Here is an 18,906-nt window from a genome sequence, read left to right as displayed (position 1 = left end):
CGCTCCTCCCTTGCAACCCGGCTCAGCCGGTCGGATCGGGGGCTGAGCGTCAGTGCCAGCGTCGCATTTCTAATCGGTTGGCAGAGTCGCATTCCTAATCAGCTTTGACATTGTTTGTAGCCGCAAAGTTAAAGTGTCCTGTTTCTGCAAAGTTGGAATGTCACTCTCCCCGCGTTTGAACGGCGTTTGGGAGTTTGCGGATGGGACTGATTGCGCCGCGCGGTGTGTCCCCGGCCCTGCAAAAAAATCTAGACATCCGCGCATGCCGGACTGACGACATTCGAACCGGAGTGGTCGGTTTAGCGTTGCCTTAAAGAAACTGTGCAAGGATGCGCTCTGACCACCACACCGGCGAGCTGATGAAGTTTCGAAAAGACCCAGAGATAGCGCGCAGCCGCGCGGCTTGCCTAACCGGCCATGTAAGCGCCTTCGCGCCCGCGGTATTTGCGGCCATTATTGCAGTCATCGTCGTCTGGGTGGCAACGAACTGGCGGCTGGAGCGCTCTCTTGCCGACGAACGCTCGGTCGTTGCCGGCGAGCTTGCCACGATATCATCTCGGCTGCAGACGAACCTGAATAGCAATGTGAAACTGTTGCAAGGGCTTGCGGCGGGTATCTCCGTCGATCCCGCAATGGGTCAGAATGGATTTTCCAAACTTGCAGCACGGATCCTGCAGCCTGATTCACAATTGCGAAGCTTCGCCGCGGCGCCGGACATGGTCGTCAGCTGGGTCTATCCGGAAAAAGGAAATGAAAGAGCCATCGGCCTCGACTACCGGAAGAATGAGAAGCAACGGGCTGCCGCGATGCTGGCGCGCAACACCCACAATATCGTCTTGACTGGCCCGGTGGAGCTTGTCCAAGGCGGAATGGCGTTCGTGGTCAGGTACCCTGTCTATATCACCGACGGAAATAGCGAGATCTTTTGGGGCCTGCTTTCCGGAATCATTGATATTCCAAGGCTTTACGGAGATAGCGGCCTTCGTTCGACGGATCTTGAGATTGCCATCAGCACCGTACCGGAGCCGGAATCGCCCAACCAGGTTTTTCTCGGCAGCCTGGAGACCTTTCAAAGGAAACCGGTGGTCGCAAATGTGGATATGACCTACGGCCGTTGGACCCTCGCCGCGCGTCCGAAGCATGGATGGGGTAGAAATAACGGGATCGGCGCCTTCGAGTTCTATGCTAGCTTATTGGCTTTCTGTGTCGTGGCCCCCATCGTCTGGATCGGCTTTCTGACCAGATCGCGCCAAAGAACCATTGAAAAACTTCGCCTGCACAAGAAGAAGCTTGTTCGCGCGCGACAGCGCCTGGAATATCTGTCACTGCATGACGCACTGACGGGACTTCCCAATCGACGATTCGTCGACCAGATGATCTCGCAGCCGCCGCGGCCCGCTCCGGAAGATTGCCTGATCCTCATTCATATCGACCTTGACCGGTTTAAAGAGATCAACGACACGAAAGGCCATGCCGGCGGTGACATTGTCCTGCAGACCACAGCTTTGCGACTCGCCGATTTGGCCGGCCTGAACGACGTCGCGGCTCGCATCGGTGGAGACGAGTTCATTTTCGCCAGCTGGAGCGCCAATCCGGAGCCTAAAGCAACCGAATTGGCCAAGCAGATTGTCGATGCGCTTCAGCGTAACATCTTTATCGATGGAGCAGCACATGTGGTCGGAGCAAGTGTCGGCGTCGCCTGGGAGGCTGAGCCTTCTCGGCGGGACCTTGGTCAGTTGCTTCTGAATGCCGATCTGGCTCTCTACGAGGCGAAGAAGGCGGGTCGCGGTCGCGCGGCCATTTTCACCGAAGAGCTTCGCAGCGCCGCAATTCATTCCAAAGAACTGGCGGATGAATTCAACCAAGCGCTCGAACGCGATGAGCTCGTTGCGTTCTTCCAGCCGCAGTTCGACGCAAATACATTGGCGATCGCAGGTGTCGAAGCGCTCGCCCGCTGGGATCATCCGCGAAGAGGTCTGCTCGGTCCGGCCGAGTTTCTTGATGCTGCGGAAAGGCTCGGGCGCAGCGGCGACATGGATAGACTGATCCTGCAAAAGGCGCTCTTCGAACTGACGAGATGGGATAGCTTGGGACTGCAGATCCCACGGGTATCGGTCAATATCTCCGCGCGCAGACTGGCGCAGGCAAATCTGCTTGCCGAGCTTTCAGCGCTTCCCACAGCGAGAGGTCGCCTGTGTTTCGAGCTGCTTGAAACAATCTCCTTCGACGAGCTTCAGCCTGCTCTCAATGAGGTGATTCCAGCAATCAAGGCGCTCGGCATAGAAATCGAAATTGACGATTTCGGCACGGAACATGCCAGTATCGTCAGCTTGCTTCGATTTGAGCCCCGAAGGCTCAAGATCGATCGAGAGATTATCAAGCCGATCATCGACTCTCCGTCTCAACGCCGTCTGGTCTCCTCGATTATCGAAATCGGGCGGTCACAGAACATCGACATCGTTGCCGAAGGCGTGGAGACAATGGAGCACGCGAAGATCCTGAAGGATCTCGGCTGCCATTTGCTGCAAGGTTATGCTCTGGCACGGCCAATGACCTCAGAGCAGCTGATCGAACTTTGCAGCAGGAAGGATAAAAGAGCGGCAGGCCGATAAGGTTGGGCCGCCGGCTGTTTGTACTTGCGGGTCTTCGTCGGCAGGTTCATTCTATCCCCATTGAGAATCCCGCCGGCAGCGGCTGACATCGCCGTTGCACATCGGGTTTTCGTGAGATGCCTGCGATGGAATGCGCCGGCTGCGGTTTCGATATTCAGAGCGGTTTTGCTTTCTGTCCGCGATGCGGCGCAAGGCAACCCCTCTCCTGCGCAGCCTGCGGCTATCCATGTCAGCCGGATTTTGCCTTCTGCCCGAGATGCGGCGCATCGATCTCAGGGAAGGCCCAGCCCGCCGCGAAACCGGCCATCGAGACGGTGCCGGCTGAATCCGATGGCGACGCCGACCGGCGGCCGGTGACGGTGCTCTTTGCCGATCTCTGCGGGTTCACGTCGCTGAGCGAGCAGATCGACCCTGAAGTCATGCGGGCGCTGCAGAACGAATTGTTCGAAGAGATGACCCGGGCGGTGGAAGCCTATGGCGGCTTCGTCGATAAATTTGTCGGCGATGCGCTTCTTGCGCTGTTCGGTGCGCCTGTCGCCCATGAGGACGATCCGGTGCGGGCGCTTGGCGCGGCACTTGATATGATCGACCGGGCCGCTGCGGTCGGCACACGCTGGCAATCGCGCGCCGGCGTGCCGCTGCGTCTGCATATCGGCATCAACAGCGGCCCGGTCGTCACCGGCGGCTTCGGCGCTGCCGGTGCGAAATCCTATTCCGTGACCGGCGACACGGTAAACACTGCGCAACGGCTGCAATCCATGGCTGGCGAAAACGATATTCTCGTCGGTCCGCTGACCTATCGCCTCACCCGCCACGCCTTTGCCTTCGACAGCCTCGGCGCGCAGTCCTTGCGCGGCAAGAGTGGAAACGTGCTCGTGCATCGGCTGAGCGGGCTGCTGGAAGCGCCGCATACGGCACGCGGGCTCGAAAGTTTCGGCCTTCAGGCGCCGATGGTCGGACGGGACGCCGACCTGTCGCGCCTGCTGACCTGCCTCGATCTTGCCTGTGGTGGCGCCGCGCAGCTTGTCCGCCTGATCGGCGAAGCGGGCATCGGCAAATCGCGTCTGGCCAGCGAATTCGTCGGGGTCGCCGCCGATGCGGACCGTTTCCCCGGCCTTGCCATCCGCAAAGCCAGCTGCTCTCCCCTCGGCGAACAATCCTACGGCACGCTCGCCGCGGTCGTGCGGAGCGCCTACGGAATCGGCGAGCGCGACGATCCCGACAAGACACGGCAACTGCTGACAACAGGGTTCCGTGCCCTCGATCTCAAGCCCGACGACATCGAGGCGCTTTTGCCGCTCTTTCTGCATGTTCTCGGCTTCGGCGATCCGGATGGCGCGCTCCGGCACATCGAGCCGGAACAATTGCGGCGGCAGATCTTCTATGCGGTCCGCACCGTTTTCGAGCGGCGGCTGGCGCAAGGCCCTCTCCTTCTTGTCATCGAGGATCTCCACTGGGCGGACGCGGCCTCACTGGAGGTGCTGCGCTTCATGATGGACCGGCTGGAGCGCAGCCGGCTGATGCTGCTTGCGATCTATCGGCCGACGTCGCAGACGGACCCGCTGGACTCCAATCGCGTCAGCGTCACCGTCCAGCGTCTCGGCCCCCTCCTCGCTGCCGATGGGCAGAAGCTGCTTGCCGCCTTTTTTGGCGAGGGTCACGGCAAGTTGCCGGCGCCGATGCGCAAGCGCATCCTCGATCGCGCCGGCGGCAATCCGCTGTTCATCGAAGAAATCCTGCGCGGGCTGATCGACATGGGCACGCTGCACAATGACGGCCAGCGCTGGCATGTCGCGGCCGAAGATGCGGATGTCGATATACCCGTCAATCTGCAGGCCCTGTTGCTTGCCCGTGTCGACCGGCTGCCCCAGGAGATCAGGCGTCTGGCGCAGGAGGCGGCGGTCGTCGGCCCGAAGTTCGATACCGCCCTGCTCCGCACCGTCGCGACCGACCCGGCCGGCATCGATGCGGCGCTGGATTATCTCTGCGATGCCAATATCATCGAGGAATTGCGCGGGCCGGACGCCGAGATAGCGCCAGGCTATCGCTTCAGCCAGACGCTGATGCACGATGTCATCTACCACAATCTGCTGCTGCAACGGCGCATGGAGCTTCACCGACGGATCGGCCGGGCGCTGGAACGCCAATATGGCGTGGCGCCGGATCGGGCGGAGCATCTGGCGCAGCTCGGCCATCATTTCAGCCTGACCACCGAAAAGGCCAAGGGCGCCAGCTATCTCATGGCGGCGGGCGATATAGCGCGCAAGATTTACGCCAATGACGATGCCATGCGTCTCTACCGCCAGGCTCTTGCCGCCTTTGCCGACGAACCGGAGGTGACGCCGGAGCAATCGGCACTGCTGGAGCGCCTTGGCGATCTCTGCGGTCCTGCCGGCCGCCGTGAGGCTGCCCTGAACCACTATCAGCGAGCACTTGCGACCCACCGCGTGAAAGATGATCGGATCGCCGTGGCGAGGATCTTGCGCAAGATCAGCCGTCTGCATCTCGATGCGGGACGCCGCGATCAGGCGGAGGCCAATTGCGCCGAAGCCGAAGCGATGATCGCGCCGATCGATGCGCCGGTCGAACATGCCCATCTCCTGCAGGAACGCGGCCACCTCGCCTTCCGCACCGGCGACCAGGCTGCTGCCGCCGAATGGGCGACACAGGCACTGCAATGCCTGCAAACGCTGCCGATCGATGGAACGACGGAGGCCGGACGGGAGGCAGCGCGGGCGATGGCAGAGGCGCTGAACACCAAGGGTGCAGCGCTGGCGCGGCTCGGACGCCGCCGTGATGCCGTGCAGGAAGTGGAGCGCAGCCTCTCGGTCGCCGAACAGGCCGATCTGCAAAGCGCCGCCTGCCGCGCCTATTCCAATCTCGGCGTTCTCTACACGATCGTCGATCCTGCCAACGCCATCAAGATCTGCCGGCGCGGGTTGGAGGTCGCCACTCGTATCGGCGATCTCGGCTTCCAGGCGCGTCTTCTCGCCAATCTCGCGGTCTCCTGCTGCACCTTCACCGATCGCTGCGGAGCCGAGGGCGTGCCGGCGGCGGAAAAGGCGGTGGAAATCGACCGGGCGCTTGATCAGCGCGACCATCTCTCCGTACCGCTGATCGTGCTCGGGCAGATACATCAATGCCACGGGCAGCCGAAGCTAGCTCGTAAGTATTACGAGGAAGCTCTTGAGGTTGCGAAGGAAATTGACGAGCCGCAGCTGCTCTTTCCGTGCTATGATGGCTTGGCGACACTGAGCCTTGAACACGACGACATGGATGAAGCGGAACGGTATTTCGCGCTGGCGCAGGATGTGTGCATCCGCCACAAGCTCGACCCCGGCACGTTCGTCGTCTTGCCGTTTCTCGACTGAAGGCCTCGTATTTCGCTCTGCATCAATTAGACCAAACGATTCAAAAACATAAAGGGAGGAACTAACAATGCAGGAGAACCACGCCGATAAACCCTTACAGCCTGGAGATCGCGCGCCCAACGTCGTGCTGGATGCAATCACCCGCCATGGCAAGATCGCCATCGATGATTTTCGCGGTCAGAAGCCGGTGCTCGTCGGCTTGTTTCGCGGCTTGCACTGCCCCTTCTGCCGCCGGCAGATCGCCGCCATGGCCGAACTCACCGATGCATTGCAGGAGAAAGGCATCGACAGCCTGACGGTCGTCAATACGCCGATCGAGCGAGCGCGCCTCTATTTCCGCTACCACCCGCTTCCCAATTTGCTTGCGGCCTCGGACCCCGACCGAGTATCGCACAGGGCGTTCGGGCTGCCGAATATCGAGTTCACCGAATCCGAGAACGAATGGCCGCACAAGGTCAGCATGAGCACAATGTCGTCAATGCAGGTCGACATGCCGGGCGAGCTGCCGGAGCCCATGGGTGTGATGGCGGCAATGGAATATCTCGACAAGGCCGACGGTTATGAATTCACCGAGGACGACACGCGGATGATCGCCACCGGCCATGGCCAGCTTGTCGGCGAATTCCTGCTCGACCGCGATGGCGTCGTGCGCTGGTGTTTCACGGAAGTCGAGGAAGGTGGCCGCAACTTGTTCGGCGGTCCCGCCCCTCGCGATGTAATGTCGGCGGCTTCGAATATGGCTGTTTGACACCTGTTGTGCTTATTGCGCCCTGAACCGGGCGTGGCAGGTCGTGCAGGTCTGCAGCATGAGGTGAAAGGTGTGCTCCGCCGCCATTGCCGACAGCTCCTGCTCGCCTCGGACGTGAGTGCCGAGCGGGCCGCCGCCCATGGCCTCCCCAGGCTTCATGCGCATGCTGGCAGGCATTGGTCCCGGATTATTCTGCGCAGCGGCGTCCAGCGCGACGGCATAGTCGCGCAGGTCGTTTGCGATGCGGTCGAACCGCTCGCGCTCATCGAGAATGTTCGGCATGGCCTTTGATTGTGGGCTGGCCGCCTCGGATGCGAAGTGTTCGGAAAGAACGACGCCGGATCTGTCGCGGATGGTGTCTGCTGCCCATCGGAATTCGGCTGCCTTATAGCTCGCCGGATCCTTGAACATGCCGGAAATTGTCTTTGCCGCCGCGGCCATGGCCTTCATGTCGGCCTGTCGAAGCGCCACGACATCATCGGCGGCCGGCGACGGGACTGTCGTCAAGAGAGCGGCTCCCACGGCAGGGAGCAGTCCAAAAGTCGCCACGAATAAGGTCCGTCTCATAGAGCTGCTTCCCAAACCGACGTGATTCCGCCTCTACGCATATCCCTTCTCATCTGGGCTACAACAGGGCGGACACCCTCCCCGAGGTTCTCGGCAATGGGCCGATGCGGAAGCGTTAACCGCTGCCGAATAATCTGCGGCTCTGGAGTGGATCAATGAAAAGTGGCTATTCGCTCGCTCAGATAGGGCTTCACTGGCTGGTCGCCTTCATGGTGCCGGTGCAGTATTTGACTGGCGGCAGCATCGAGAGAATTCATCATGCAGTCCACATGGGGATGACGCCATCCTCGTGGGACGTCGTCCAGCATCAGCTCCATAACTACGCGGGGATTGGCATTGGCCTGCTGATGGGCGTGCGGCTCGTTCTTCGGATCTTTCAGCCGCCCGAGCCTGCCGCGCCCGGCACATGGACCGGACGGATCGCGACGGCGCTTCATCACGCCTTCTACGCCGCAATCATCGGACAGGCCTGCATGGGGGGCGTCGCCAGTTACCTCTGGTTTGGGATTGCGCCGTACCATGTCATCGGGTCGAAAATAATTCTGGCGATGGTGGCGTTGCATCTTGCCGCAGCGGCCTGGCACACGCTGGTCGCCCGTGACGAGACGGTCGACCGGATGCTGCTGCCGCACCGGAAGCGGCCGGCAAAAAATGTCTAAGTGGCCAGCCTCAACCCCGCCGGGTGCGTCATATAAAGGACTCGAATGTTGGCGATAGCTAGGGTCCGCGATTGAAATCGAGCTGCTTTGCATGTAGCTCGTTGGGAATGGGCAAGATGTACCGAATCACAGTGAGCACGCTGCTCGTGATGATGCGGCTGGTGATCGTGGTATCACTGGCGGGGTACTCGCTGTCGAATGCCAGCGCAGCGATGCATGGCTCACCGTTCCCCGAGCTGCAAGCCGCCGCCGCAGAGACGATGCCGTCCCATGAAGCCCCCGACATGGCGGAAGTGGGCCAACACGACCATTCGCGCATCGACATGCCCGATGACGATGGTGGTACATCGAAGCTCGTCAAGCAGGAATGCTGCAAGGATTTCTGCGGCGGGCTCGGCATCATTTGTGAAAGCCCCGACGTCGGTGGGCCGGTCGTAAGCTCGATCCGGCAGTTCGTAGACGACCGCACGACCTTCGGCGAACAGCCGCCGCTCCACCGCCCTCCGAATATCTGAATAGAGACGCGCCCGCTCGATCGGGTCCATTCGGTCGCCGCCTGACTTCGGGCGAGCGCCCGTAGGTTATCTCTTATTCGGAAATTTCATAATGAAACCCTCGCTTTTCGTGGTGGGGCTGCCGCTTGTCATCGGCGGCTGCGCATCCACGCTTCCTCCCGACGTGGTGGCGTCTTCCGCCGCGGCCGAACAGCCGTCGCCGCACCCGGCCGCATATCGCTCACCGATCTCGGGCTATGTCGCCAGGCAGCCCGTCGATCCCAAGCCGTGGCGTAGACAAAACGATCTGCAGTCTCCCGCGAAAGGAGACGCCTCATGATCGGCCTCAGAAAATTAACGTCCGTGCTGGCGTTCCCGCTGGTGCTGAGCGGTTGCGTCACGAGCGCCGAATATTCCAGCAAGGAAGCAGGGTTCGCTTCCGTTGCCGACAAGACCGCGATAGCGACGGCAAAGCAAACGGTCTGGATCCAGAACCAGGTTCAGGCGCGCGCTGTCGCTGCGGAGGTCAAAAATCTGCTTGCGCGACGGAAAATCCTCGACATCGAGACGGCGGTTCAGATCGCCCTGCTCAACAATAAGGGCCTTCAGGCTGCCTACGCCGACCTCGGCGACATTGCGGCCGATGCCTGGCAGTCGACCATGTTCATCAACCCGACAGTCTCCGTCGGCACGACAGGCATCGGCACACCTGGATTGGAAGCCTTCAAGACCATCGAGGGGATGATCACGACGAACATCCTGGCGCTTGCGACGAGGAATCGTGACGTGGCGATCGCCGACACCCGCTTCCGCCAGGCGCAACTGACCGCTGCCGTAAAAACGCTCCAGGTCGCCGCCGATACGCGGCGCGCCTGGATCGGGGCAGTGGCGGCCTGGGAGAATGTCGGGCAACTGCAGCGCGCCCAGGCGACAGCGGATGCCGCTTCCGAACTTGCAGAAAAGCTTGGCGAGACCGGTGCGATGACCAAGGGCGCCCAGGCACGCGAACATGTGTTCGTCGCCGAGCTCGCCGGAGAGACCGCGAAGGCCCGCCTGGCGGCACGTCTTGCCAAGGAGGAACTGACGCGGCTGATGGGCCTCTGGGGATCCGACCTGGACTATCAGGTCCCGAACAGCCTGCCGCCGCTGCCCCAATCCATCGTCAAACGCGATACCATCGAGGCCGAGGCTCTGAGGAACCGTATCGATCTTCAGGTGGCGAAGCTCGAACTGGAGGCGACAGCCAAATCCTACGGGCTCACCGAAGCGACACGCTATGTCACCGATCTCGAAATCCTGACGGGATTCGAAACGGAACGGGAAATCGAAGATGAGGAGAAGACCACCAGAACCACCGGGCAGGTCGAGCTGGAGTTCGCGATCCCGATCTTCGACACCGGCAAGGCGCGGATTCGCAAGGCCGAGCTGGCCTATATGCGGGCGGCAAACCAGCTTGCGGAGAAGGCCGTCAACGTCCGCTCGGAAGCACGATCCGCATACGAGGCATACCGCTCGAACTACGACATCGCGCGGCACTACCGCAACAATGTCGTGCCGCTGCGCACCAAGGTCGAGGAAGAATCCCTGCTGACCTACAACGGCATGATCACCAACACCTTCGAGCTGCTCACCGACACGCGCGACAAGATCAATTCCATCCTGCTCTCCGTCAACGCCAAGCGCGATTTCTGGCTCGCCGAAGCCAACCTCGCGCCTGCGATCTGCGGCGGCGCGACCAACGCGTCGGCAGAGACCGAAGTCGCCGCTGCCTCCGGCAGCAGCGGCGGCGGCCATTGAGAAAGGAACCCATCATGTTCAACAGACGACAACTGTTCGGTGCGAGCGCGGCCCTGCTGGCGGCCGGCGCCTGGACGAAGACCTCGGCGATGGGTCTGCCAGACGCCCCGACGATGGAATCGGCGGACATGCAGCCGCCGCTCCACCCGACCTCCGGCCCGGACTATCAGCCGGTCGTGACCCTCAACGGCTGGACCCTGCCCCACCGAATGAACAACGGCGTCAAGGAGTTCCACCTCGTCGCCGAGGCGGTCGAACGCGAAATGGCCGACGGCATGACAGCCTATCTCTGGGGCTATAACGGCCAGTCTCCGGGTCCGACGCTCGAGGCGGTCGAAGGCGACCGGGTGCGCATCTTCGTCACCAACAAGCTGCTGGAACACACGACTATCCACTGGCACGGCATGATCCTGCCATCGGGCATGGACGGGGTCGGTGGGCTGACGCAGCCGCATATCCCAGTCGGCAAGACCTATGTCTACGAGTTCGATCTCGTGAAGTCGGGCACCTTCATGTACCACCCGCATTCCGACGAGATGGTGCAGATGGCGATGGGCATGATGGGCTTCTTCGTCGTCCATCCCAAGGATCCGACCTTCATGCGGGTCGACCGCGACTTCGTCTTCCTGCTCAACGCCTACGACATCGATCCCGGCTCCTATGTGCCGAGGATTATGGAGATGACCGACTTCAACATGTGGTGCTGGAACAGCCGCGTGTTTCCTGACATCAGCCCCCTCGTTGTCTCCAGGAACGACAGGGTGCGGGTGCGGGTCGGCAACCTGACCATGACCAACCATCCGGTCCACATGCATGGCTACGACTTCGAGGTGACCTGCACCGATGGCGGATGGGTGCGGCCGGAGGCGCGGTGGCCGGAGGTCAGCATCGACATCCCGGTCGGCGCGATGCGCGCCTACGAGTTCGACGCAAAATACCTCGGCGATTGGGCAATCCACTGCCACAAGTCGCACCACACGATGAACGCCATGGGCCACGACATCCCGACCTTCATCGGTGCCGACAAGTCGAAGGTCGCCGAGAAGATCCGGAAACTTCAGCCGGACTACATGCCCATGGGCACCAAGGGCATGGCCGACATGGGCGAAATGGAAATGCCCATTCCCGAGAACACCATTCCCATGATGACCGGCTGGGGGCCCCATGGCCCGATCGAGATGGGCGGTATGTTTTCGGTCGTGAAGGTCCGCGAGGGCCTCTCGGCGGACGATTACTCCGATCCGGGCTGGTACGAGAACCCGCCCGGGACGCAGGCCTGGGAGTGGACGGGCGAGCTACCGGACGCGACCAAGGCCAAAGACGCGAAGACGCAAATCACGCCGAAGCCGACGAATGGCTGAGGTACAACATCCCACATCAAAAAGGAAATACGCATGAAGAATTATGTATTGGCACTGGCGCTTGCAGCGCTCGCAACTCCCACCCTCGCCTCCGGCAACCATGCCGGCGGTCACGGTGAGAAAATGGCGGTCGGAGAGCCTGGCGACAAGACCAAGGCGACACAGACGATCCGCGTCACGATGAAGGAAACCGACGACTGGAAGATGTTGTTCACGCCCGCCGTCCTCAATGTCCGCAAGGGACAGACGGTCAAGATTGCGATCAAGAACGCCGGCACCGTCGACCACGAGTTTGTGCTCGATCAGGAAGACAAGATTCTGGAGCACAAGAAGGTCATGGAGAAGTTCCCGGAAATGGAACATGCCGATCCCAATTCCATCCGCCTTCCGGCTGGCCAATCCGGCGAGATCGTCTGGAAGTTCACCACCGACGGCGAGTTCAAATTCGCCTGCCTGATCCCAGGCCACTATGAAGCCGGCATGCATGGCGACGTCAGCGTCGCCGGACAATAACACGCAAAGGAGCCATGAAGATGAAAACTGCAATGATCAAAATCAGTCTAGCCGCCCTGCTCTCTGTCAGTGCGGCCGTCGGTGCGTTTGCCGAGGAGTTCACCAAAGGCGTCGTCAACAAGGTCGACGCCAAGGCGAAGAAGGTTACCATCAAGCACGAGGACCTGAAGAACCTCGACATGCCGGCGATGACGATGGTCTTCCGCGTCGAAGACCCGGCTCTGCTCGAAAAGCTGAAAGAAGGTTCGAGCGTCGAGTTCGTCGCCGAACGCGTGAACGGCAAGCTAGTGGTCACCGAAGTTAAATAGTTGAACTCCTGCCGCCCGGATCCGTGTCCGGGCGGCAGCGGACGAGGAGTGGACACAATGCATAGAAGAAGCTTCATTGCGCTGGCGACTTCCGCGCTGGCACTCCCCGGCGGCTGGGCCTTTGCCGCCGCGCCAGCAAAGATGATTGTCTACAAGGATCCGAACTGCGGTTGCTGTCATGAATGGTCGAAGGCGATGGCGGCGGCAGGTTTTTCCGTCGAGGCCCGCGATACCGACGACCTTGCCGCGGTCAAGGCGCGGCTGGGCGTGCCTGGCGACCTGGAGGGATGTCATACGGCCGTGATCGAGGAATATTACCTGGAGGGACACGTGCCGCTCGATGCCATCCGGCGCCTGCTGCGGGAGCGACCGCCGCTCCGTGGTCTCGTTGTGCCCGGCATGCCGTCCGGTTCGCTGGGGATGGGCGACGACCCGCAGGCGTCCTATGACGTCTATGCCGTTCCCACCGGAGGTGGCGCACCCTATCTATTCATGGGAGTCCGTCTGCAGAAGGGCTGACGCCGCGACAGACAGGGCCGCGCCGCGCTGGAGCGCCGTGCGTCCATTCGGACGCTCAAACTTTAGATTGGCACCAGGCTTTCCGAATTCGATTCCGGCCGATGCCATAGCGCTCAGGAAGCTGGAGCAGTGCAGAGCCTCGCCCAGAGATCGTGCTTCCAGTCGATCCCCGGTCGGGCGGAAAGGTCGACTGCATAATCGGTGGAATTCACGCGAACCGTGGCGGGCGAAACGCAGCGCACACTCGCCTCGTGCCTTCCCCCGTCCCGATAGAGCACCGCGCCGCTGCGGTCGATTTCCGATAGCGTGATGACGACGTCGAAATCGAAGGAGGGATCGTGGGCCGGTCCGCGTTCCATCAAACTGAGGCTCACCAACCGGCTGCCATTGAAGTCAGTCGTGTGGAAGACGCCTGATGCAGCCGACATCGATGCGGACTGGAGGCAAAGGATCAGAGACAGAAGGATCCGGCGCATCTCCCTCTCCCGTGGTCAATGCCCTTTCAACCTATCATGCTCCAGGAGGTTTCGCGACTCCTGGTGGCGACTTCCGCTCCTAAGGCCGCCTGAACGCCTGCATCTCCTCGCGTGTAACTTTGCCGTCGTTGTTGGCGTCGACGCTGTCGAAAAAATGCGCCCGCAATGGGTAAGCCAAGTATGACAGCGCCATTATCTGCCCGATCGTCGTAACCGCTTTGATTCACATCAATATGGAGGCCGCCCGATCCTGGAGGCTCGCCTGACCTTTAAAGCACTCGTCCAAGCGACTTGCAGTCAGGGAAGTCCGGCCTTGCGGTAGCCATCGACGAAATGCTGAAGCGTTGCCGCATCGCGGAAAGGCTCCGTCGTCGCCCAGTGACCGGTTGAAAAATGCGGGTTGGCGACAAGGAACAGTTCGGCTTCGGCACGCGCCTCTTCGATCCGGCCGAGCTGTGCAAGGCTTGCCGCCAGGAAACGGCGTGAACTTGTGCGGTAGGTTTCCTCCCGCCGCAGCGTCTCGATAGCGGACTCGTATTTCCCGGCCGCGTACTGAGCCTGGCCAAGCGCCAGATAATACCAGCTTGCCGGAAACGGGTTCAGCCGGAATGCCTTGCCGATATGCTCGAGCCCCTCGTCGATCCGCCCTGCCAGGACCGAGATGTCGGATAATGCGGCAAAGGTGTCCGCCTCATTCGGGTCGAGTTCGATTGCCTTGGCGAATTGCCCATCCGCCTCGGCGAAATCGCGTGCATAGGCAAGCAGATAGGCCAGGACCCACCGGCAGCCAGCATCGTTCGGATCGATCGCAACAGCCTTGCGCGCCAGTTCCAGAGCAACGTCGCGGTTCGTTTCCGTCGGCCCGCCGCTATGGACCCATCCCATCCAGTGGTTCAAGGCAAGCCAGCGATAGGCCTCGGCATAGTCGGGGTCGAGGCTAACGGCGCGAGTCAGCATCAGGTGCGCTTCTTCAGCTGCCTGCGGAGAATCGTCCATGAACTTGCGCGCCCGCACGCAAAGATCGTAGGCCTCGAGGCTCTTCGGCCGATTGCGCGGCGGCGGCGCGCGCAGCCGGCCGAGCAGCACTTCGACGATCCTGCCCGTCACCTCGTCCTGAACGGCAAAGATATCGTCCAGTCTGCGATCGAAACGCTCCGCCCAGAGATGATCGCCGCCCGCCGCGTCGATCAGCTTGGCGTTGATGCGCACGCGCCCGGCGGCGCGTCTTGCGCTGCCCTCGAGCAGGTAGCGTACACCGAGCTCCTCGGCGATCCCCAGCACCTCGATCGCCTTGCCCTTGTAGGCGAAGACCGAGTTGCGGGCGATGACGAACAGCCCGGGAATCCGGGAGAGGTCGGTGATCAGATCTTCGGTTAGCCCGTCCGCGAAGGATTCCTGCTCGGGATCATTGCCGATATTCAGGAAGGGCAGCACAGCGACCGACGGTTTGTCAGGCAGCGGCAAGATTTTTCGCTTCACGCCGCTCAGCCGACGCACGGCTCCCGTGAAGCGGTAACCGACGCGCGGAACCGTGGCAATCCATTCACCGCCGCCGGCGGACGGGCCGAGCAGCTTGCGCAGCTGTGCGATCTGGACAGTGAGGTTGCCTTCCTCGACCGCCATGCCTGGCCAGGCCGCGTCCATCAGCTCGGTCTTGGCAAGGATTTCGCCTGATCGCCCGACGAGCGCCGCAAGCAGCTTCAGTCCGCGATGGCTGACGGCAACGGGATCGTCATTCCGAAGGAGCGTTCCCGCATCCGGATCAAGCACGAACGGACCAAAGGCAAAGCGCGATCCCTGCATGAAGCGGATCTATAGTCCGTTTGGAAGTTTTTGAGAACGTTTTGGCGAGGCTTAATTACGCCGCTTCGCCTGTCCCGCAGAATTCCATCCTCTTTCAGCTCATAGGCCCGCCACTCGACCATACTGACGAAGAGGAGATCTGCGTGACCGCCGCAAGCACGACATCACAGCGCGAGGATCGGGTTCCATGGGCCGCGATGGCGGGCATTATCGCGACAGTGACGGTGTTTGCCGTGGCGCAGGGGCTGACCTATCCGCTACTGAGCTTCATCCTGGAGCGGCAGGGACTGACATCAGGCCTGATCGGCCTGTCGGCGGCGATGACGCCACTGGGTTTCATCATATCGGCGCCCCTCATTCCGGCGCTTTCGCGACGCGCCGGCGGGGCGCGGCTTGCCATCCTCTGTTCGATCCTTGCCGCCCTGACCCTGGTTGTGATCGCCTGGATTCAGCAGGTCTGGGCCTGGATGCCTCTGCGCTTCCTGCTCGGCTTCTTTGCCAATCCGCTCTACGTGATCAGCGAAACCTGGCTGATCACGATCACGCCGGCGCAGCGCCGCGGCCGCATCATGGGCCTCTACTCATCGATCGTTTCGGCTGGTTTCGCCGTCGGCCCGCTATCCCTCAGCCTCGCCGGCACGGAAGGATGGCCGCCCTTCATCATCGGCGTCACAGCCTTCCTTGCCTGCGGCCTGATCGCGCTTGCCGTTGCCCCACATCTGCCTGACATGCCTGTTGAAGGCGAAGCAACGTCGGTCGGCGGCTTCCTCCGGCTGGCGCCGACGCTGCTGTTTGCAGTTTTCACGGCCGCCGCCTTCGAGCAGATCCTGCTTTCCCTATTCGCCGTCTATGGAGCGGCACTCGGTAGCGCCGAGCGGCGTGTTGCTTCGCTCATCACCGTTTTCGTCGCCGGCAATGCCGTGCTGCAGATCCTGCTCGGACGAGCGGCCGAGCGGTTCGGCGCGAAGCGGACCATGTTGTTCTGTGTGCTGGCTTGCCTCACCGGCTGCCTGCCGCTGCCGTTCATCTTCGAAACCTGGCTCGTCTGGCCGCTGGTTTTCGTCTGGGGCGGCGTCTCCTTCGGGCTCTACACCACATCGCTGATCCAGCTCGGCGAGCGCTTCACCGGCCGGACCCTGATCGCCGGCAATGCAGCCTTCGCCCTCGCCTGGGGCATCGGCGGCATCGCGGGCTCACCCGCAGCCGGACTGGCAATGCAGCTGATCGGGCACCAGGGCCTGCCATTATCCCTCGGCCTGCTCAGCAGCGTCCTGGCGGTGGTTCTGTGGACTGAGGAACGGCGCGGCTGATTGAGCAGGCCGCGCGTCAATCCACCGCCTTCGCCGCGGCGATCCCTGCCCTTGAAACGACAAGCTGGAGATGTATAACATGTTATATAACATGCTAGCAAGCTGGAGATCGGCATGGTCGAGGATGTGGTTCGAACGCTTGGCTTTCTATGCCTGGGCAGCCGGCTGCGGCGCATCGGGGAAAGATTGCAGGCCGATACGCAGCAGATCATCGATGAGGCGGGGCTCGGAATTCAAGCTGGCCAGTATCCATTCCTTGCGGCGATCGACCGCGCCGGGCCGCTGACGATCGGCGAGCTTGCTCAGTCGGTAGGCATCAAGCAACCCGGCGCGACGCGGACCATTGGCCAACTTCTCGAACTCGGCTTCGTCGACATGCAGCCGGCGCCGGACGACCAGCGCCGCAGACTGGTGTCGCTCACCGACAAGGGACAGGAACTCGTCGATTATTCGAAGACGACGATCTGGCCGCGCGTCGCGGCTGCCGTTGCGGATCTCTGCGGCGATCTCGACGGACCGATCCTCGCGCAGTTGGCAGCAATCGAGGACGGGCTTGCGGCGGCGCCGCTCGATCGCCGGGGCACAATTGCTGCGTTGCGCGTCCTTTCGGACGCCCAACAGGAGGATGGACGATGAAGCATGTGCTCGACCGGCCGATCTGGAGCGCTCTGCAGACTGCGCATGCCGATCTCGCCGAAGGCGGCAAATACGCACGCCGGTATCCACCGTCGATCGTTCCCTTCGCGGCCTCCGCCGACGGTAGCCCGGAAAGCCTGGACGCCCTGGAGAATCTGCCGTCCGGCGAGGAGAGCATGTTTCTCGTCGAGGCTGGACCGATCGCGGTTCCGCTAGGTCTTGTCGTCGTCATGGAGGCCTTGGTAACCCAGATGGTTGCCGAACGGCCTCATGAAAAAATTTCGGATCCCCGGATCCAGCCTCTGACGGAGGCTGATGCCGCCGACATGCTCGATCTGGCGGCCTTGACCAAACCGGGGCCATTCACCTTGCGCGCCCAGAGGCTTGGCCGCTTCTGGGGAATAAGGCATGAGGGCCGTCTCGTGGCGATGGCCGGTCAGCGAATGCGGCAGACCGGCTTTATCGAGCTCAGCGGCCTTTGCACCCATCCCGATTTCCAGGGGCGAGGTCTCGGCACTCTGCTCTTCCGTTTCGTCGCCGGAGAAATCGCATCCGGCGGTGATGTAGCCTATCTGCATGCCTATGCGGCAAACACATCCGCCATTTCCCTCTATAGGGCACAGGGCTTCGTCGTTCGGTCGGAGATGAACATGCGCGTGGTCAAGCGTCGTCTCTGACCGCAGTGAAGTGTCAGATCAATGTCATCGAAATCGTTTAAAGCGCCCCGCAACGAATTGGATTGATGCGAGGCGCTTTCGATGGCGACATTGCAGCAGGTCGCATTCCGGGCAGGATGTTCGCTGGCGACCGCAAGCAGAGTTCTCAACCGCAACGGGCCTGCCAGCGATCTGATGGTGCGCAGGGTGCGCCGCGCCGCCGCAGAACTCGGCTATCACGCTGCCGGGCGGCTCGGACGCAGGCCGGTGGTCGGCGTCTTAATTCCAAGCATCACCAACCCTGTCTTTGCCTCGTCGCTGTCAAGCATCCAGAACCGCATGCTGGTCGCGGGCCATGGCGTGTTGATCGCACAATCGAATTACGATCCGGCCCGCGAAGCCGATGCCGTCGCCGCGCTTCTCAACGATCGGCCGACCGGGCTGATCCTCACCGTCTGCGATCCGTCGACGAGCGAAGCGCTGCTTGCCGGGCTGCCACCGACCGTGCTTCTCAACAACCTGCCGACGGCGCGGTTTCCCGCAGCGGTCACCGCCGACAATCGCGGTGCCGGCCGCGAGATCACGACCTTCCTGATCGGTATGGGGCACCGCCGCATTCTCTTTCTCTCCGGCAATTTCGCAGCCTCCGACCGCGCCCGGCTTCGATACCAGGGCTATCTCGACGCGATGGCCGAGAACGGGCTGACACCGCTTGATGCGATCCAGATCTCCTTCGTCGGCGGCTATGACCAGCTCGATCTCAGCACGGCGATGAATTCGCTTTCGCCGACGGCGATCATCGCCTCCAATGATCTGCTTGCCCTTGGCGTCGTCGGCGCGCTGAAGCGCGAGGGCCTTTCGGTGCCGGGCGATGTTTCGGTCGCCGGTTTCGACGGCATCGCCATCGGCCGGCTGATCGATCCGCCGCTGACGACGGTCGAAATGCCGGATGCCAGCATGGGGGCGACAGCCGCCTCCCTGCTTCTCGACATGGCGGAGAATGCCGCCCCTGCCCGTCATCTCGACGTCGCCTATACGCTGCGCCGCGGCGGCACGGTGCGCGCTATCTGAAATGT

Annotated in this window: 19 protein-coding genes; 15 read left to right on the top strand and 4 right to left on the bottom strand. The window is 61.9% G+C overall.

Annotated elements, in window-relative coordinates:
• The first annotated feature begins 359 nt into the window (after positions 1-359).
• The 3 genes from QWJ46_RS22620 (at position 360) to QWJ46_RS22610 (ending at position 6,731) form a co-directional block, all read left to right on the top strand.
• Entirely contained in the window at positions 360-2,612 is a 2,253-nt protein-coding gene (locus tag QWJ46_RS22620; RefSeq protein WP_302754045.1) for a bifunctional diguanylate cyclase/phosphodiesterase, read from the top strand.
• A 125-nt stretch (positions 2,613-2,737) separates the two neighbouring features.
• Positions 2,738-5,983, top strand: coding sequence for an adenylate/guanylate cyclase domain-containing protein (locus QWJ46_RS22615; protein ID WP_302754044.1), 3,246 nt, complete (start codon positions 2,738-2,740; stop codon positions 5,981-5,983).
• A gap of 67 nt (positions 5,984-6,050) precedes the next feature.
• Positions 6,051-6,731 carry a peroxiredoxin-like family protein gene (locus QWJ46_RS22610; RefSeq protein WP_184456617.1) on the top strand — a complete coding sequence of 227 codons (681 nt, stop codon included), beginning with the start codon at positions 6,051-6,053 and terminating at the stop codon, positions 6,729-6,731.
• A 12-nt stretch (positions 6,732-6,743) separates the two neighbouring features.
• Here the strand turns inward: QWJ46_RS22610 and QWJ46_RS22605 are convergent, their stop codons facing one another.
• Positions 6,744-7,298, bottom strand: coding sequence for a cytochrome c (locus QWJ46_RS22605; RefSeq protein ID WP_302754040.1), 555 nt, complete (start codon positions 7,296-7,298; stop codon positions 6,744-6,746).
• Positions 7,299-7,453: 155 nt separating this feature from the next.
• Here QWJ46_RS22605 and QWJ46_RS22600 point away from each other — a divergent pair, with 155 nt between their 5' ends.
• The 8 genes from QWJ46_RS22600 (at position 7,454) to QWJ46_RS22565 (ending at position 12,949) form a co-directional block, all read left to right on the top strand.
• On the top strand, positions 7,454-7,957 hold the full coding sequence (locus QWJ46_RS22600) for a cytochrome b (protein WP_302754039.1): 504 nt from the start codon (positions 7,454-7,456) through the stop codon (positions 7,955-7,957).
• A 116-nt stretch (positions 7,958-8,073) separates the two neighbouring features.
• Positions 8,074-8,472 (top strand): hypothetical protein, encoded by a 399-nt coding sequence (locus QWJ46_RS22595; RefSeq protein ID WP_302754038.1) that lies wholly within the window; start codon positions 8,074-8,076, stop codon positions 8,470-8,472.
• A gap of 91 nt (positions 8,473-8,563) precedes the next feature.
• The gene (locus QWJ46_RS22590) at positions 8,564-8,791 is read left to right on the top strand and encodes a hypothetical protein (protein ID WP_302754037.1); all 228 of its coding nucleotides are present in this window, start codon (positions 8,564-8,566) and stop codon (positions 8,789-8,791) included.
• Positions 8,788-10,248 (top strand): TolC family protein, encoded by a 1,461-nt coding sequence (locus QWJ46_RS22585; protein ID WP_302754036.1) that lies wholly within the window; start codon positions 8,788-8,790, stop codon positions 10,246-10,248. The genes QWJ46_RS22590 and QWJ46_RS22585 overlap by 4 nt, the downstream gene beginning before the upstream one ends.
• Positions 10,249-10,262: 14 nt before the next feature.
• On the top strand, positions 10,263-11,609 hold the full coding sequence (locus tag QWJ46_RS22580; RefSeq protein ID WP_302754035.1) for a multicopper oxidase family protein: 1,347 nt from the start codon (positions 10,263-10,265) through the stop codon (positions 11,607-11,609).
• 33 nt (positions 11,610-11,642) lie between these two features.
• Positions 11,643-12,122: a cupredoxin domain-containing protein gene (locus QWJ46_RS22575; protein WP_302754034.1), complete on the top strand. Its 480-nt coding sequence runs from the start codon at positions 11,643-11,645 to the stop codon at positions 12,120-12,122.
• 20 nt (positions 12,123-12,142) lie between these two features.
• Positions 12,143-12,430, top strand: coding sequence for a copper-binding protein (locus tag QWJ46_RS22570; protein WP_302754033.1), 288 nt, complete (start codon positions 12,143-12,145; stop codon positions 12,428-12,430).
• 57 nt (positions 12,431-12,487) lie between these two features.
• Positions 12,488-12,949 (top strand): DUF411 domain-containing protein, encoded by a 462-nt coding sequence (locus QWJ46_RS22565; protein WP_302754032.1) that lies wholly within the window; start codon positions 12,488-12,490, stop codon positions 12,947-12,949.
• Positions 12,950-13,062: 113 nt separating this feature from the next.
• Here QWJ46_RS22565 and QWJ46_RS22560 read toward each other — a convergent pair whose 3' ends face one another.
• The 3 genes from QWJ46_RS22560 to QWJ46_RS22550 form a co-directional block, all read right to left on the bottom strand.
• Complete coding sequence (locus tag QWJ46_RS22560) at positions 13,063-13,425, bottom strand: hypothetical protein (RefSeq protein WP_302754031.1); 363 nt, start codon at positions 13,423-13,425, stop codon at positions 13,063-13,065.
• Between the two features lie 79 nt (positions 13,426-13,504).
• Positions 13,505-13,618 carry an EF-hand domain-containing protein gene (locus tag QWJ46_RS22555; RefSeq protein ID WP_302754030.1) on the bottom strand — a complete coding sequence of 38 codons (114 nt, stop codon included), beginning with the start codon at positions 13,616-13,618 and terminating at the stop codon, positions 13,505-13,507.
• A gap of 104 nt (positions 13,619-13,722) precedes the next feature.
• Complete coding sequence (locus QWJ46_RS22550) at positions 13,723-15,228, bottom strand: winged helix-turn-helix domain-containing tetratricopeptide repeat protein (protein ID WP_302754029.1); 1,506 nt, start codon at positions 15,226-15,228, stop codon at positions 13,723-13,725.
• Between the two features lie 143 nt (positions 15,229-15,371).
• On the opposite strand from QWJ46_RS22550, the gene QWJ46_RS22545 reads away from it, so the two are divergent.
• From QWJ46_RS22545 to QWJ46_RS22530, 4 genes are all read left to right on the top strand, one after another.
• Positions 15,372-16,538, top strand: coding sequence for an MFS transporter (locus QWJ46_RS22545; RefSeq protein WP_302754028.1), 1,167 nt, complete (start codon positions 15,372-15,374; stop codon positions 16,536-16,538).
• A 114-nt stretch (positions 16,539-16,652) separates the two neighbouring features.
• A complete protein-coding gene (locus QWJ46_RS22540) occupies positions 16,653-17,174 on the top strand; it encodes a MarR family winged helix-turn-helix transcriptional regulator (RefSeq protein WP_302754027.1) in 522 nt (173 codons plus the stop codon).
• Positions 17,171-17,851, top strand: coding sequence for a GNAT family N-acetyltransferase (locus QWJ46_RS22535; RefSeq protein ID WP_302754026.1), 681 nt, complete (start codon positions 17,171-17,173; stop codon positions 17,849-17,851). Before QWJ46_RS22540 ends, QWJ46_RS22535 begins: the two co-directional genes overlap by 4 nt.
• Before the next feature lie 81 nt (positions 17,852-17,932).
• Positions 17,933-18,901 (top strand): substrate-binding domain-containing protein, encoded by a 969-nt coding sequence (locus QWJ46_RS22530; protein ID WP_302754025.1) that lies wholly within the window; start codon positions 17,933-17,935, stop codon positions 18,899-18,901.
• Positions 18,902-18,906 lie beyond the last annotated feature (5 nt).

The sequence above is a fragment of the Rhizobium sp. CBN3 genome, from assembly GCF_030518245.1.
Classification (GTDB): domain Bacteria; phylum Pseudomonadota; class Alphaproteobacteria; order Rhizobiales; family Rhizobiaceae; genus Rhizobium; species Rhizobium aethiopicum_A.
Note: the sequence above shows the minus strand (reverse complement) of the source record. Positions and strands in the feature narration are given on the sequence as shown.

Bases quoted from the DNA above. Each gene is read 5' to 3' on its own strand.
- QWJ46_RS22605 (WP_302754040.1), bottom strand. From the start codon at position 7,298: ATGAGACGGACCTTATTCGTGGCGACTTTTGGACTGCTCCCTGCCGTG.
- QWJ46_RS22595 (WP_302754038.1), top strand. From the start codon at position 8,074: ATGTACCGAATCACAGTGAGCACGCTGCTCGTGATGATGCGGCTGGTG.
- QWJ46_RS22570 (WP_302754033.1), top strand. From the start codon at position 12,143: ATGAAAACTGCAATGATCAAAATCAGTCTAGCCGCCCTGCTCTCTGTC.
- QWJ46_RS22565 (WP_302754032.1), top strand. From the start codon at position 12,488: ATGCATAGAAGAAGCTTCATTGCGCTGGCGACTTCCGCGCTGGCACTC.
- QWJ46_RS22600 (WP_302754039.1), top strand. From the start codon at position 7,454: ATGAAAAGTGGCTATTCGCTCGCTCAGATAGGGCTTCACTGGCTGGTC.
- QWJ46_RS22580 (WP_302754035.1), top strand. From the start codon at position 10,263: ATGTTCAACAGACGACAACTGTTCGGTGCGAGCGCGGCCCTGCTGGCG.
- QWJ46_RS22590 (WP_302754037.1), top strand. From the start codon at position 8,564: ATGAAACCCTCGCTTTTCGTGGTGGGGCTGCCGCTTGTCATCGGCGGC.
- QWJ46_RS22615 (WP_302754044.1), top strand. From the start codon at position 2,738: ATGGAATGCGCCGGCTGCGGTTTCGATATTCAGAGCGGTTTTGCTTTC.
- QWJ46_RS22560 (WP_302754031.1), bottom strand. From the start codon at position 13,425: ATGCGCCGGATCCTTCTGTCTCTGATCCTTTGCCTCCAGTCCGCATCG.
- QWJ46_RS22610 (WP_184456617.1), top strand. From the start codon at position 6,051: ATGCAGGAGAACCACGCCGATAAACCCTTACAGCCTGGAGATCGCGCG.
- QWJ46_RS22585 (WP_302754036.1), top strand. From the start codon at position 8,788: ATGATCGGCCTCAGAAAATTAACGTCCGTGCTGGCGTTCCCGCTGGTG.
- QWJ46_RS22555 (WP_302754030.1), bottom strand. From the start codon at position 13,618: ATGGCGCTGTCATACTTGGCTTACCCATTGCGGGCGCATTTTTTCGAC.
- QWJ46_RS22535 (WP_302754026.1), top strand. From the start codon at position 17,171: ATGAAGCATGTGCTCGACCGGCCGATCTGGAGCGCTCTGCAGACTGCG.
- QWJ46_RS22620 (WP_302754045.1), top strand. From the start codon at position 360: ATGAAGTTTCGAAAAGACCCAGAGATAGCGCGCAGCCGCGCGGCTTGC.
- QWJ46_RS22540 (WP_302754027.1), top strand. From the start codon at position 16,653: ATGGTCGAGGATGTGGTTCGAACGCTTGGCTTTCTATGCCTGGGCAGC.
- QWJ46_RS22550 (WP_302754029.1), bottom strand. From the start codon at position 15,228: ATGCAGGGATCGCGCTTTGCCTTTGGTCCGTTCGTGCTTGATCCGGAT.
- QWJ46_RS22575 (WP_302754034.1), top strand. From the start codon at position 11,643: ATGAAGAATTATGTATTGGCACTGGCGCTTGCAGCGCTCGCAACTCCC.
- QWJ46_RS22530 (WP_302754025.1), top strand. From the start codon at position 17,933: ATGGCGACATTGCAGCAGGTCGCATTCCGGGCAGGATGTTCGCTGGCG.